The sequence below is a fragment of the Kitasatospora sp. NPDC043950 genome (genome assembly GCF_056435345.1).
Window position 1 is genome coordinate 1 of sequence record NZ_JBWKER010000083.1, and the last position, 13,191, is coordinate 13,191.

Consider the following 13,191-nt stretch of genomic DNA (forward strand, 5'->3'; position numbering starts at 1 on the left):
TTTCGCACGCTTGGTCCTTGCGGGATGCGCCGGGAGCGCGTCGCCTACGTCCGACGCACCGCGCACGCCCATGCCTGATTCTTTTCCGGCCCCCCCCCCCCCCCCCCCTTTTGCGCCCGTTTTCCCGGGAGGGGCCTGTTCCGTCGCAGCCGCGCCGGGTTTCGACGTCCCCGCCGGTAGCGCAGGCGCTGTGCACTGTGCGCTGTGCACTGTGAATCACCGTGAACTCATATGAACGGTCGGATAATTCACCGCCCGCCGCGTTGACGACCCCCGTGTCGCGGATAGAACACTGAGCACATAAGTGATTCCGCACATAGGGGGCTCGATGCAGTTCGAGTACGTCCTGCTCGCCCTGCTGGCCGGCCGGCCGTTCAGTGGGTACGACCTGCGCAAGTGGGTCGAGACGGAGGGCCAGTTCCTCCGTTCGCGGGCCCACCACAGCCAGATCTACCGCCTGTTGGGGCGGATGGTGGCGGACGGCTGGGTGGCGTTCGAGGTCGACCCGCGCGAGGGGCGTCCCGACGCGAAGGTGTACCGGCTCACGCCGGTGGGGCGGGAAGCGCTGATGGAGTGGGTGCGCTCCCCGTACGAGCCGCCCAGCCGGTTCCAGGACGCGGACTTCCTCTCCCGCTTCGCCTTCGCCGCGGTCCTGGACCGCGAGGCGGCGATCCTGCTGATCCGCACCGAACTGGACCACCGGCGCGAGCAGATCGCCCGCAACCGGCCCCGCGACCGCACGGTCCGCTTCGAGGACCCGCTGCCCGAGCTGGACCAGGAACTGGCACGCGAGGTCTACGAGGAACTGCACCAGTACGGCGCCGGCGCGATGGACGCGTGGGTGGCCTGGCTGGAGCGCATGCTCCGGCGTCTCGAACAGTGGCAGCCGGGGCGGAAGACGCCACCGGCCGGAGAAGGGAGCGCCGCATGAAGGCGATCATGGTGATGTTCGACAGCCTCAACCGGCACATGCTGCCGCCCTACGGCGGGGACTGGACTCACGCGCCGAACTTCGCGCGGCTGGCCGAGCGGTCGGTCACCTTCGACAGCGCCTACGCGGGGTCGATGCCGTGCATGCCGGCCCGCCGCGAGATCCACACCGGCCGGTACAACTTCCTGCACCGCAGCTGGGGCCCGCTGGAGCCGTTCGACGACTCCATGCCCGAGCTCCTCAAGCAGAACGGGGTGTACACCCACCTGGTCAGCGACCACCCGCACTACTGGGAGGACGGCGGCGCCACCTACCACGGCCGGTACAACACCTGGGAGTTCTTCCGCGGCCAGGAGGGCGACCCGTGGAAGGGCCAGGTGGCCGACCCGGAGATCCCCGAGGACCTGAAGAAGCTCCGGTTCGAGTCCTACCGGCAGGACTGGGTGAACCGCCCGCACCTGGCGACCGAGGACCGCCACCCGCAGACGCTGACCTTCGACGCGGGCCTGGAGTTCGTCCGCACCAACCGGGAGGCGGACAGGTGGTTCGTGCAGATCGAGACCTTCGACCCGCACGAGCCGTTCTTCAGCCACCAGCGGTTCAAGGACCTATACCCGCACGACTACGAAGGCCCGCACTTCGACTGGCCCGACTACAAGCGCGTGGTGGAGACCCCTGGCCAGGTCGAGCACGCCCGCCTGGAGTACGCGGCGCTGCTGTCGATGTGCGACCACTCCCTCGGGCGGGTGCTGGACCTGATGGACGAGCAGAACCTCTGGGACGACACCCTGCTGATCGTCAACACCGACCACGGCCTGCTGCTGGGAGAGAAGGGCTGGTGGGGCAAGACCGTCCAGCCCTGGTACAACGAACTGGTCCACCTGCCGCTGTTCGTGTGGGACCCGCGGGCCGGCAAGGCCGGGGAACGGCGCCGGGCCCTGGTGCAGACGATCGACCTCGCACCGACGCTGCTGGAGTACTTCGGCATCGAGCGCCCCGCGGACGTGCAAGGCCGCCCGCTGCCGGTGGCCGAGGACACCCCGGTGCGGGAGGCGGCCCTGTTCGGAATCCACGGCGGCCACGTCAACGTCACCGACGGCCGGTACGTCTACATGCGCGCCCCCGCCACGGCGCAGAACGCGCCGCTGCTGGAACACACGCTGATGCCCACCCACATGCGCGGGCGGTTCTCCCCGGCCGAGCTGGCGAACCTCCAACTGGCGGAGCCGTTCACCTTCACCAAGGGCGTGCGCACCCTGCGCGTCCCCGGCCGCACCTTCATCAACCCCTACCAGCACGGCACCCTGCTGTTCGACCTGGAGGGCGACCCCGACCAGCGCACCCCCCTCGTCGACGACGCGGCCGAGCTGCGGATGGCGACCCTGCTGGTGGAGCTGATGCGCGCGGGCGACGCACCGCCGAGCCAGTACGAGCGCCTCGGCCTGCCGGCCGAGGGCCCGGTCGGCGCGGAGCACCTGCTGGTCCGGGCCCAGCGCGAGCAGGCCGACCGGGCCGCCGAGCCGCTGCCCCACCCGGAGGACTACCCCCCAGGACGCTTCTCGCTGCGGACCCCCGTGTTCGCCCTGATCTCCGACCCGGTCGCCGTGGAGGTGATGCGCAGGCACCTGCCCGGCATCGTCGACTCCGAATTCCTGCAGTTCCTCGGCCCGACGCCGCTGATCGACGTCGCCGCCCTGGCCGGCGGCCTCACCGACGTGTCGGCCCTGCGCCGGGTGGCCGAGGAACTCGCCGCTCTCTGACCAGCCGGCGCACGACGTACCGGTGACGGGGTTGCAGCCCCGTCACCGGCGAGCACGCCGCCTTTCCCTCGCACTGCCCCTGTGACGAACGATGCGAAGAAGTGGAGTCGCGCATGTCCGACCTTATCGAGGGCACCTCCGGGCCCGCCACGAGGACCGGCCCGCCCCCGGTCAAAGGCCGATGGGCCCAGCTCTCGGTCCTCGGCGGCGCCATGCTGGTCGACGGCACCGAGGCCGGCCTGGTCACCGGCCTGTTCCCGGTCATCAGAAACGCCCTCGGCCTGACCCTCGGCTCGCTCGGCGTCCTGACCGCCGCCGGCAAGCTGATCGGCGTGCTCGCGGCCCCCCTGTGGGTGTGGGCGGCACGCCGCTGGTCGCGCAAGAGCGTCCTGGTCCTGTCCACCGGCCTGTGGGGGGTGTGGGGCGTGGCCGCCGGCTTCTCCAGGGACTTCACCGAACTGCTGGTCTTCGTCACGGTCCTCGCGGCCGGCTACGCGGCCGCCCAGCCGCTGGTTTCCGAGATCATCGGCGACCTGTTCGACCCGGCGTCGCGCGGTCGCGCCGTCGGTGCCCTCTACGGTGCGCTGTCGCTGGTCGGCTCGGTGCTCGGCCCGCTCATCGGGCAACTGGCGGGAGTCCACGACGGCTGGCGCTGGGGACTGTGGGGCGTCGGCGTCCTGAACATCCTCTTCGGCGGGGTGCTGCTGCTCTGCTTCCGCGACCCCGGCCGCGGCGCGGCCGAGCGGCAACTCGCGGACCTCGACCGGGCCGCCCGCGAGCCCCGGACGAAGGTCGGCCTGGCCACCGTCGTCTCGCTGTTCAAGATCCCCAGCTTCGCGATCCTCCTGGTGTCGCGGCTGCTCTCGGGACACCTGCTGCTCTCCTCGTTCGCCGTCGTCTACCTGGTGGACGTGTTCGGCTTCACCACCCAGCGAGCCGCCGTCGTCCTGATGCCGCTGGGCATCGGATACCTGCTGGGCACCCTGCTGGGAGGCTTCCTCGCCGACTGGGCCACCCGCCGCAGCCCCCGCCACGGGCTTCCCGGCGCGCTCCAGGGCGCCCAGGTCGCCTTCGCCGTCCTCGCCTTCCTGGGCACCCAGGTCCACTACCGCGGCATCGGCGCCTACGCCCTGCTCTTCTGCCTGATGGGTGTCGCCCAGGGCGTCAATCCCAGCCTCAACCGCCCGATGGTCATGGCGGTCACCCCACCCGAGCTGCGGGCCACCGCCTTCACGATCTACGTCTCGGTCTTCGAAGCCCTCGCGTGGGCCGCCTTCGGCCTGGGCGCCGGCTTCCTCGGCCAGGCGGTCGGACTCCGCCCGGTGTTCCTGGCGGTCCTGGTGGTCCTCATGCTCGTCAACGGCGCTTTCCTGACGCTCCTCCACCTGCCCTACGCGAAGGACGTTCAGCGGGTGCAGCGGGAGCTCGACCTCAGGCGCCGGGCAGCCCTGGCCTGACCCGGCCCGCCTGACCCGGCCCGCCTTGCACGGCCGGCCTCACACGGCCGGCTGAACCCACTCCCGGAGGAACCCGTGAACCTGCCCTCGGCGCCCTGCTGCACGCCCTCGCGAGGCCCCGGCGCGCTCCGCCCGCTCCACCTCGCGGCCCCGCGTCCCGCCGGCCCGACGGACGGCATGGTCCTCCTGCCCGGCGGCGGGTTCCTGATGGGCACCGACGGCGACGAAGGCTTCCCCGACGACGGCGAAGGCCCCGTGCGGCAGGTCCGGCTGGACCCGTTCCTCATCGACGCCCGCGCGGTCACCAACGAGCAGTTCACCGCGTTCGCCGCCGACACCGGCTACCGCACCGACGCCGAGCGCCTGGGCTGGTCCTACGTCTTCGCCGGCTTCCTCCCGGCCGCCGTGCGGCGCACCGCCGTGCGGGTGGAGCGAACCCCCTGGTGGTGCGCGGTCACCGGAGCCGCCTGGGACCGTCCCGAGGGCGCGGGCAGCACGGTCGCCGACCGCGGCGACCACCCCGTCGTCCACGTCTCCTGGAACGACGCGCACGCCTACGCCTCCTGGGCCGGCAAGCGCCTGCCCACCGAAGCGGAGTGGGAGTACGCGGCCCGCGGCGGACTCGAACAGGCCCGGTACCCGTGGGGCGACGAACTCGATCCCGACGGCACCCACCGCTGCAACATCTGGCGCGGCACCTTCCCGGCGAAGAACACGGCCGCGGACGGCCACCGCGCCACCGCCCCCGCCGGCTCCTTCGCACCGAACGGCTTCGGCCTGTACAACATGTCCGGCAACGTGTGGGAGTGGTGCGCCGACTGGTGGACCACCGACCACCCCGCATCCCCCACCCCGGCCAACCCCACCGGCCCCGCCACCGGAACCGCCAAGGTCATCCGCGGCGGCTCCCACCTGTGCCACGAGTCCTACTGCAACCGCTACCGCGTCGCCGCCCGCAGCTCCAACACCCCCGACAGCTCCAGCGGCCACGCCGGCTTCCGCTGCGCCCGCAACGCCGAACAGCCCGACTGACGCGCCGACCCGTCCGCGACGGGCCACGCCGTTCGGCCGGGCTCGCAGACCACCGACCCGCCGTCCCGACCTCCGGGCGGGCCGTCAGCCCTCCGGTGCGGGTGGCAGGTGGAAGCCGACCTCGGCGCCGCCGGAGGGGGCGGCGGTGGCGAAGACGGTGCCGTGGTCGGCGGCGACGAGGTCGTGGACGATGGCCAGGCCCAGCCCCGAGCCCGGGGTCGACTGGGTGCCGGCGGCGCGGTAGAAGCGCTCGAAGACGGCCTGCCGGTCGCCGGGGGCGATGCCGGGCCCGTGGTCGCGCACGGCCAGCCGGGTGCCGGTGACGTGGACCTCCACCGGGGTGCCGTCCGGGCTGAACTTGACGGCGTTGCCGACCAGGTTGTCCACGCAGCGCTGCAGCGCGCGCGGGCGGGCCCGCACCGGCACGGGCCGTTCGGCGGTGACGGTGATCTCGCGGCCGGTGCGGCGCCGGAAGCGCCGGGCGCTGTCCTCGGCGGCGGCCGTCAGGTCCACCGACTCCGGGTCCTCCACGGTCTGCTGGTCGGTGGCCAACTCGACCAGTTCGCGCACGAGTTCGTCGAGTGCGACGGTTTCGGTGACCAGAGTGGCGAGGATCTGCTCCTCGTCCGCGGGGGCGAGCCGGCCGCGGGCGCGCTGGAGGAGTTCGGCGCAGCCGCGTACCGAGGTCAGCGGGGTGCGCAGCTCGTGGCTGGCGTCCTGGACCAGGCGTTGCTGCTGGTCGCGGGAGCGGCGCAGGGCGCCGACCATCGCCTCGAAGGCGCGGGTGAGGCGGCCGACTTCGTCGCGTCCGGCGGCGGGCAGCGGGGTGGCCAGGTCGCGGGTGGTGGTGATGTGTTCGGCGGCGCGGGCCAGGCGTCGCACCGGGCGCAGGATCCGGCCGAGGACGAGCCAGCTGAGCAGCGCGGAGGCGGCCGCGGCCGCGGCGCTGGTCCAGGTGATGCGGCGCAGGAACGCGTCGTCGACGGTCTGCGCCCCGGCGTAGGTCTGGCCGACCATCACCGCGCCCTGCCCGTCGGGGCGGGCCTTGGTGAGGATGCCGTAGGGGGTGCCGTCGACGGTGGCGTCCTCCTGGTGGGCGCCCTGTGCGGTACGGGCCACCTCCCGGGCCCGGGCCGAGACGGGCAGCGCCGGGCCGCCCGGGGCCCCCAGCGGCCGGGTGGTGCCGTCGGGGAGCAGCAGCTGTTCGACGGTGTCGGGCCGTGCGGGCGGGGAGCGGTCGAGGTCCAGGGCGGCGAGCACGGTGTGGGCCCGGTCCTCCAGGCTCCGGTCGAGCTGGTCGGCGACCAGGGTGCTGACGCCGCGGTAGGCGGCGGTGACGGGCACGGCGATGGCCAGCAGGACGGAGGCGAGGACCACGAGGCCGATCCTGGTGCGCAGCATCAGGCGGTCCTGGCGGTGTAGCCGACGTTGCGCACGGTGTGGATCAGCCGGGGCGCGCCGCCGTCTTCGGTCTTGCGGCGCAGGTAGCCGACGTAGACGTCGAGCGAGCGCGAGTCGGTGTCGAAGTCGTAGCCCCAGATGCGTTCGTAGATCTGGTGGCGGGTCAGGACGGTGCCCTGGTTGCGCAGGAGCAGTTCCAGCAGGTCGAACTCGGTCTTGGTCAGGTCGAGCCGGCGCCCGCCGCGGTGGGCCTGGCGGGCGCCGGGGTCCAGGGCGAGGTCGTCGAGGCCGAGTTCGGCGCTCTCGCCGCCGAGCGGCTCGGTGCGGCGCAGCAGGGCGCGTATACGGGCCAGGAGTTCCTCGGTGGCGAAGGGCTTGGCCAGGTAGTCGTCGGCGCCGGCGTCGAGCCCGGCGACCCGGTCGCCGAGCTGGTGGCGGGCGGTGAGGACCAGGACGGGCAGGCGGTCGCCGCGCCGGCGCAGCATCCGGCACAGCGCGAGGCCGTCGAGGCGGGGCATGACCACGTCCACCACGGCGAGGTCGGGGCGCCGGTGCTCCAGGAGCTCCAGGGCCTCCTGTCCGTCGGCGGTGGTGAGTACCCGGTAGCCCTCGAAGCGCAGCAGGTGGTCGAGGGTGTTGCGGACGCCGGGGTCGTCCTCGACGACCAGGACGGTGCGCCGGGCGGCGGTGGGATCTGTCATGGTGTCATCTTCGCTGGTGGCGGGCGTGGTCATGCCGGTCGGGGGGTGGTCGAGGGCGGCCGGTCAGAGGGTCAGCGGGGGACCGGGACGACGGGGACCGGGGGGATGTGCGCGAGGCAGGAGGTGTCGCCGACCGCGCCGGTGCGGATGAAGTGGGTGGAGATGTCCACCGCGCAGCCGGTGGACTCCATCTCCGGGATGTGCCCGCTGTTGGGCACGGAGACGAAGGCGCTGCGGCGGAACTGGGCTGCGGAGAGGCGGGAGTTGGCCTCGGGGGTGTTGGTGTCGAGGTCCCCGGAGAGCACCAGGACGGGCACGTCGGGCACGTTCTTCAGGTCGGTCGGCTGCGGGTCGGCGGTGCCGCGGCGCGGCCAGGACAGGCAGTTGTCGCCGCCGTCGGTCTGCCCCTCGGTCCAGCCCTTGACGCTGAACGCCCCGAAGTCGGCCGGGTCGGCGGCGGCCAGCGCGGCCCGGTACTGGCGGCGGCGCTCGGCGGGCGGGGCGGCCGGGTCCCAGGCGCGGGCGTAGTCGTTGCAGGTGACGGCCAGGAAGGAGGCCTGGTCCTCGGTGCCGGTGTGCTCGACCTCGGCGCGCACCAGGGCGGCCAGCGGCCCCTCGTCGCCCGCGGCGAGGGCGTGCAGGGCGGCCGGCAGCGCGCCGAGCAGACCGGGCTCCTCGGGGTGCAGGCCGATGCCTCGGGTGGCGGGCTCGTACATCAGGTCGGCGAGCTTGTCCTCGCTGAAGACCACGGTGCGCGGCCTGCCGCCGAGGGAGGCGGTCAGCACCAGCGGGTGGGTGCGCAGCCGCTCGGTGGTGGCGGCGAGGTCGCGGACGGCGCCTTCCGGGTCGCAGGCCCCGCTGCGCTCGCAGATCCGGCGCAGCGTCAGGGAGACCTGCTGGGCGCCGGGCCGGGCCAGGGAGTCGAAGGCGAGCGGGTAGGCGCCGGACAGCACCATCGACTCGACCCGCTGGGGGTGGCGGTCGGCGTAGACCGGCATCAGGTAGGTGCCGTACGACAGGCCGTACAGGACCAGCTTCGGGGCGCCCAGGCGCGCGCGGGCGGCATCGAGGTCGTCGGCGGTGGCGGCGCTGGTGTAGCCGCGGGCGCGCGGGCCGAGTTCCTCGGCGCAGTCGGCGACGAGCTCGCGCTGGGCGGGGCGCGGGGCGAAGCGGTAGTCGGCCTCGGTGACGTCGCAGGGGAGCCGGCCGGAGCGGCCGGTGCCGCGCGGGTCCAGCAGGAGCAGGTCGTAGTCGTCCAGCACCCCCTGCAGTGCCCCGGCCACCTGGTCGGCGCGGTCGATGAGGGTCTCGCCGGGGCCGCCGGGGTTGAACGCGATGGTGCCCCGGGCCGGGCCGGGGCGGCTGTGGCGCACCACCGCGTAGCTCACGCCGATGCCGCCCAGGCGCGGCTCGTCCGCCACCAGCGGGCGGCGCATGGTCGTGCAGTCGACCTGGTGCCCGGGGACGGTCGGGCACCACGCGGGCCGGCCCGCCGCCCCGGTGGGGGCGGCCTGCGCGGGCGAGGCGGTGGTGACCGGAAGCACCGCCGCCAGCACCGCCAGCGCGGCGGCGGCCAGCCCGCCCCGGCGGGCCGGCTCCTTCGCCCGGCTCGCGGTCGCGTCCGTCGCCGTACCGGTCGTCCCTGCCGCCGTGTTCGTCGCCGTGTTCGTCGTCATCGTGGTGCCCTCCGTACGTTCTGCGGTCGGTGTGGGCACGACCCTGCCGGGTGCCGGTCAGCGGTTCGGCAGAGCGACGGCAAAGGCGTGTAAGAACTCCGGCCGGTCCCGGTGCGAGAACCACGCGCATCCTCAAGATCCTTTCCTTGATGGAAACTTGACGAACACGAGTCGTCCCCAAGGCTTCTCTCTGTTCGAAAAATCGGTCTAACTGGTAGCACCGGACGGGGCAGGGCCAGCACGCGGCAAGCGGCTGAAGCCCACGGACGCCGGTGCCTTCCCGCCGTCGGGAAAGCCGCTCACCTTGCCCGGCCACGGCATCGCCATGCCCGCGTCGGCGAACCGTCAGGTCGCGCAAGGAAAGAACTCGTGGTGTTCACGTGGGGGAGAGGGGCAAGTCAAGGATGACGAAGTCCGCAGGAGCGCGCAGATTCGCGCAGGTGGTGGCGCTGGTCACGGTCGTGGCAACCGCCGCGGCCTGCAGTGGCGGCGGTGGGGGCGGCGGCAGCGGCAACCCGGGGCCGGCCGGAGCGGCGGTGCAGGGAGGTGTGGTGCGGGTCGCCGAGGCGCCCTCCACCTTCCCGGACGCCATCTGGCCGTTCGACTCCCCGGCCCAGGTCACCACGGTGAACACCAGCCAGTTCCAGGAGCTGTTCTACCGCCCCCTGTACTACTGGGGCCTGAACGACAAGGTCGCCCTCGACCCGGAGGTTTCCCTCGGCGAGGCGCCCACCTGGAGCGCGGACGGCAGGACCGTCACCCTCCAGGTCAAGCCGTGGAAGTGGTCCAACGGTGAGGACGTCAACGCCCAGGACGTGCTGTTCTGGATCAACATGGCCAAGGCCGAGTCGTCCAACAGCGGCTACTACACCCCGCCGAACCCGGCGATCGGCGCCAAGTACTTCCCGGACAACGTGGCTTCGGCGACCGCCTCGGGACAGACCCTGACGCTGACCCTCAACACCCCGGTCAACCAGACCTGGTTCACCGACGACGAGCTCAGCCAGATCACGCCGATGCCGCTCGCCTGGGACCTCACCGGCCAGGGGCAGAAGGGCAGTTGCGCGAGCGACGCGTTCGGTTCGGACGCCGCAGCGAAGGACTGCGCGGCCGACTACGCCTACCTCAGCGCGCAGTCGACCAAGGGCGGCGACTTCGCGGGCAGCCCGCTGTGGTCGGTGGTCGACGGCCCGTGGAAGCTCAAGAACTACAACGGCACCTCCGGCGCGTACGGGATCGTGCCGAACCCCGCCTACTCGGGCCCGCAGAAGCCGCACCTCGACGAGGTGGACTTCGTCCCGTACACCTCGGCCACCACGGAGTACGCGGACCTGAAGGCCGGCAGCGGCGGCGCCAACGCCATCGACGTCGGCTACCTTCCGGCCGAGAACTCCCCGACCTTCAACGCCAAGAACCCGGACGCGGGCAACCCGTTGAGCGGCGCGGGCTACTACATCCCGGCCCCGACCTACCTGGACGAGATCTCGTACTACCAGATCAACTTCGCCAACCCGGCCGTGGGACCGCTGTTCAAGCAGCCCTACTTCACCAAGGCCGTCCAGGACACCGTGGACCAGCAGGGCATCATCAACGGCATCTGGAAGGGCTGGGGCTACCCGAGCACCGGCGCCGTGCCCAGCCTCCCGGCCGGCAACCCGCTCTCCCCCAAGAGCCAGTCCGAGCGCGCCACCTACGACCCGGCGGCCGCCAAACAGCTGCTGAGCAGCCACGGCTGGAACACCGACAGCGTCCCGGCCACCTGCACCGACCCGGGCACCGGCCCGAACCAGTGCGGCGCCGGTATCGCGGCGGGCACCAAGGCCGCGTTCACGCTCGACTACCCCTCCGGCCAGGCCGCGCTGGACACCATGGCGGCGGACATGCGCTCCGACGCGGCCAAGGCGGGCATCGGCATCACCATGGTCAGCCAGACCCAGAACACCATCGGCAACGAGGGCGTGGCCTGCAGCGCCGCCCAGCCGGCCGGCTGCCAGTGGCAGGGCCTGCTCTACGGCGGCTGGGTCTACGCCCCCGACTACTACCCGACCGGCGACGCGCTGTTCGCCACCGGAGCCGGGCCGAACGTCTGGAGCTTCTCCGACCCGAAGCTGGACCAGCTGATCGTCAAGACCACCACCGGCAGCGACGTCAACGACCTGTACGCCTACGAGGACTACATCGCGGGCGACCAGCCGGTCATCTACACCCCCAACACGCTCGCGATCAGCGAGGTCACCAAGAAGCTGCACCTCGACGCCGGTGACCCCTTCCAGGGCTACGAGCCGGAGTACTGGTACTACACGAAATGACGGCCATCCGTAACGGCGTCGCCGCTGCCCCCCTCGGGGGGCGGCGGTGACGGCCTACCTGATCCGACGGCTGTTCCAGGCCCTCCTGACGGTGCTGATGGTCACCGTCATCTCCTTCGGCCTGATGCAGCTCATGCCGGGCGGCCCGGTCCGGGCGATCCTCGGCTCCCACGCCACCCCGGCCAACATCGCCCACCTGACCCAGCAGATGGGTCTGGACCGCCCCGTCTACGTGCAGTACTGGACCTGGCTGGACGGCCTGCTGCACGGCAACCTGGGCTTCGACTACATCCAGCAGCGCCCGATCTCCGACCTGCTGTTCAACGCCCTCGGCGCCTCCGCCTACATCGTCGGCGCCTCGCTGCTGCTCGCGCTGCTGATCGCGGTGCCGGCGGGCCTGCTCCAGGCCACCCGCCGCAACAGCGTGCTGGACCACGCCTTCACGGTGTTCTCCTTCGTCGCCTACGGCGTGCCGACGTTCTTCATCGGCTTTCTGATCCAGCAGTGGTTCGAGGACGATCTGCACTGGGTCTCGGTGCAGAACCAGGTGGCCACCTTCGGTGACGCGCTCACCCACCCCGGGGCCGTCTGCCTGCCCGTCCTGACCCTGACCGTCACCACCGTGGCCGGCTACAGCCGCTACATGCGCTCCGGGGTGCTGGACCAGATCACCCAGGACTACGTGCGGTCCGCCCAGGCCAAGGGCGCCTCCCGGCGCCGCACCCTGTACGGCCACGTGCTGCGCAACGCCCTGATCCCGATGGTCACCCTGGTCGGTCTCTCGCTGCCCGCGCTGGTCGGCGGCGCGCTGATCGTCGAGTACGTCTTCAACATCCAGGGCATCGGCCTGCTGACCACCCGTGCCGCGCTGCAGAACGACTACGGCATCACCCTGGCGGCCACCCTGCTCACCGCGGTGACCACCGTGGTCGGCTCGCTGCTGGCCGACCTCGGCTACGCCGTGCTGGACCCACGAGTGAGGCTCACCTGATGGCCCTGACACCCGGTACCACGGAAGGTCGGCCCGCCTCCGCCCCGGGCGGGGAGCCGGCCGGACGGCCCCGTTCGATGCTCCGGCGCGGCGCGGAGGTCTTCGCCGAGAACAGGCTGGCCCTGGTCGCCGTCGCCGTCCTGGTCTCGATCATCGCCTTCTGCTTCCTCGGCCCGCTGTTCTACCACGCCGACACCTCGGTGGTGAACCTCTCCGCCGTCACCCTGCCGCCGGGCGCCGGGCACCCGCTCGGCACGGACAACGACGGCATCGACGAGCTCGGCAAGGTGATGGTCGGCGGGCAGACCAGCCTGGAGATCGGCCTCGCCGCCGGTCTGATCGCCGCCGTCCTCGGCGCGCTGTACGGCGCGGTCGCGGGCTATCTCGGCGGCTGGATCGACGCGTTGATGATGCGGGTGATCGACTCCTTCATGTCCTTCCCGCTGATCTTCCTGCTGATCTACCTCAGCAGCGTCTACGGGAAGAGCAAGGCCATGCTGATCCTGGAGGTCGGCCTGACCTCCTGGTTCGGCATCACCCGCCTGGTCCGCGGCGAGGCCCTGGCCATCAAGGTCCGCGAGTACGTGGCCGCGTCCCGGATGATGGGCGCGGGCGGCCGGCGGATCGTGCTGAAGCACATCCTGCCCAACACCATCGGGACGACGATCGTCAACACCACGTTCTCGATCGCCGACGCGGTCTTCGCCCTGTCCACGCTCAGCTACATCGGCCTGGGCCTCCAGGCCCCCAACAACGACCTGGGCGGCATGCTCGACGTCGGCACCACCTTCGCCGGCCAGGGCTGCTGGTGGATGATCTATCCGCCCGCCGCCGTGATCATCCTGATCATCCTGTGCTTCAACGTGATCGGCGACGCCCTGCGCGACGCCTTCGAAACCCGGCTGCAGAAGCGGTGAACCCGACGGAGGATCA

At 72.1% G+C, this 13,191-nt stretch carries 10 protein-coding genes; 7 read left to right on the top strand and 3 right to left on the bottom strand.

The window, feature by feature from the left end; genetic code table 11:
- Positions 1-328 precede the first annotated feature (328 nt).
- The 4 genes from AC07BF_RS34995 (at position 329) to AC07BF_RS35010 (ending at position 5,180) form a co-directional block, all read left to right on the top strand.
- Complete coding sequence (locus AC07BF_RS34995; protein WP_363581269.1) at positions 329-931, top strand: PadR family transcriptional regulator; 603 nt, start codon at positions 329-331, stop codon at positions 929-931.
- A complete protein-coding gene (locus tag AC07BF_RS35000) occupies positions 928-2,691 on the top strand; it encodes a sulfatase (protein ID WP_363581271.1) in 1,764 nt (587 codons plus the stop codon). The genes AC07BF_RS34995 and AC07BF_RS35000 overlap by 4 nt, the downstream gene beginning before the upstream one ends.
- A gap of 113 nt (positions 2,692-2,804) precedes the next feature.
- Complete coding sequence (locus AC07BF_RS35005; protein ID WP_363581273.1) at positions 2,805-4,148, top strand: MFS transporter; 1,344 nt, start codon at positions 2,805-2,807, stop codon at positions 4,146-4,148.
- Between the two features lie 75 nt (positions 4,149-4,223).
- Positions 4,224-5,180, top strand: a complete 957-nt coding sequence (locus AC07BF_RS35010; protein WP_400809227.1) for a formylglycine-generating enzyme family protein — start codon at positions 4,224-4,226, stop codon at positions 5,178-5,180.
- Between the two features lie 84 nt (positions 5,181-5,264).
- On the opposite strand, the gene AC07BF_RS35015 is transcribed toward AC07BF_RS35010, so the two are convergent.
- The 3 genes from AC07BF_RS35015 to AC07BF_RS35025 all read right to left on the bottom strand — a co-directional run bounded on the left by AC07BF_RS35015 (position 5,265) and on the right by AC07BF_RS35025 (position 8,958).
- Positions 5,265-6,581, bottom strand: a complete 1,317-nt coding sequence (locus AC07BF_RS35015) for a sensor histidine kinase (protein ID WP_400809224.1) — start codon at positions 6,579-6,581, stop codon at positions 5,265-5,267.
- A complete protein-coding gene (locus AC07BF_RS35020; protein ID WP_363581277.1) occupies positions 6,581-7,282 on the bottom strand; it encodes a response regulator transcription factor in 702 nt (233 codons plus the stop codon). Before AC07BF_RS35020 ends, AC07BF_RS35015 begins: the two co-directional genes overlap by 1 nt.
- Positions 7,283-7,353: 71 nt before the next feature.
- On the bottom strand, positions 7,354-8,958 hold the full coding sequence (locus AC07BF_RS35025) for an alpha/beta fold hydrolase (protein ID WP_400809221.1): 1,605 nt from the start codon (positions 8,956-8,958) through the stop codon (positions 7,354-7,356).
- 404 nt (positions 8,959-9,362) lie between these two features.
- Here AC07BF_RS35025 and AC07BF_RS35030 point away from each other — a divergent pair, with 404 nt between their 5' ends.
- Genes AC07BF_RS35030 through AC07BF_RS35040 form a run of 3 tightly spaced genes read left to right on the top strand, consistent with a single transcriptional unit; the run spans position 9,363 to position 13,175 of the window.
- Positions 9,363-11,267, top strand: a complete 1,905-nt coding sequence (locus AC07BF_RS35030; protein WP_478334432.1) for an ABC transporter substrate-binding protein — start codon at positions 9,363-9,365, stop codon at positions 11,265-11,267.
- A 46-nt stretch (positions 11,268-11,313) separates the two neighbouring features.
- Positions 11,314-12,258, top strand: a complete 945-nt coding sequence (locus AC07BF_RS35035) for an ABC transporter permease (protein ID WP_363367693.1) — start codon at positions 11,314-11,316, stop codon at positions 12,256-12,258.
- On the top strand, positions 12,258-13,175 hold the full coding sequence (locus AC07BF_RS35040; protein WP_363581285.1) for an ABC transporter permease: 918 nt from the start codon (positions 12,258-12,260) through the stop codon (positions 13,173-13,175). Before AC07BF_RS35035 ends, AC07BF_RS35040 begins: the two co-directional genes overlap by 1 nt.
- Positions 13,176-13,191 lie beyond the last annotated feature (16 nt).

Bases quoted from the DNA above. Each gene is read 5' to 3' on its own strand.
- AC07BF_RS35005 (WP_363581273.1), top strand. From the start codon at position 2,805: ATGTCCGACCTTATCGAGGGCACCTCCGGGCCCGCCACGAGGACCGGC.
- AC07BF_RS35020 (WP_363581277.1), bottom strand. From the start codon at position 7,282: ATGACAGATCCCACCGCCGCCCGGCGCACCGTCCTGGTCGTCGAGGAC.
- AC07BF_RS35025 (WP_400809221.1), bottom strand. From the start codon at position 8,958: ATGACGACGAACACGGCGACGAACACGGCGGCAGGGACGACCGGTACG.
- AC07BF_RS35015 (WP_400809224.1), bottom strand. From the start codon at position 6,581: ATGCTGCGCACCAGGATCGGCCTCGTGGTCCTCGCCTCCGTCCTGCTG.
- AC07BF_RS34995 (WP_363581269.1), top strand. From the start codon at position 329: ATGCAGTTCGAGTACGTCCTGCTCGCCCTGCTGGCCGGCCGGCCGTTC.
- AC07BF_RS35040 (WP_363581285.1), top strand. From the start codon at position 12,258: ATGGCCCTGACACCCGGTACCACGGAAGGTCGGCCCGCCTCCGCCCCG.
- AC07BF_RS35000 (WP_363581271.1), top strand. From the start codon at position 928: ATGAAGGCGATCATGGTGATGTTCGACAGCCTCAACCGGCACATGCTG.
- AC07BF_RS35030 (WP_478334432.1), top strand. From the start codon at position 9,363: ATGACGAAGTCCGCAGGAGCGCGCAGATTCGCGCAGGTGGTGGCGCTG.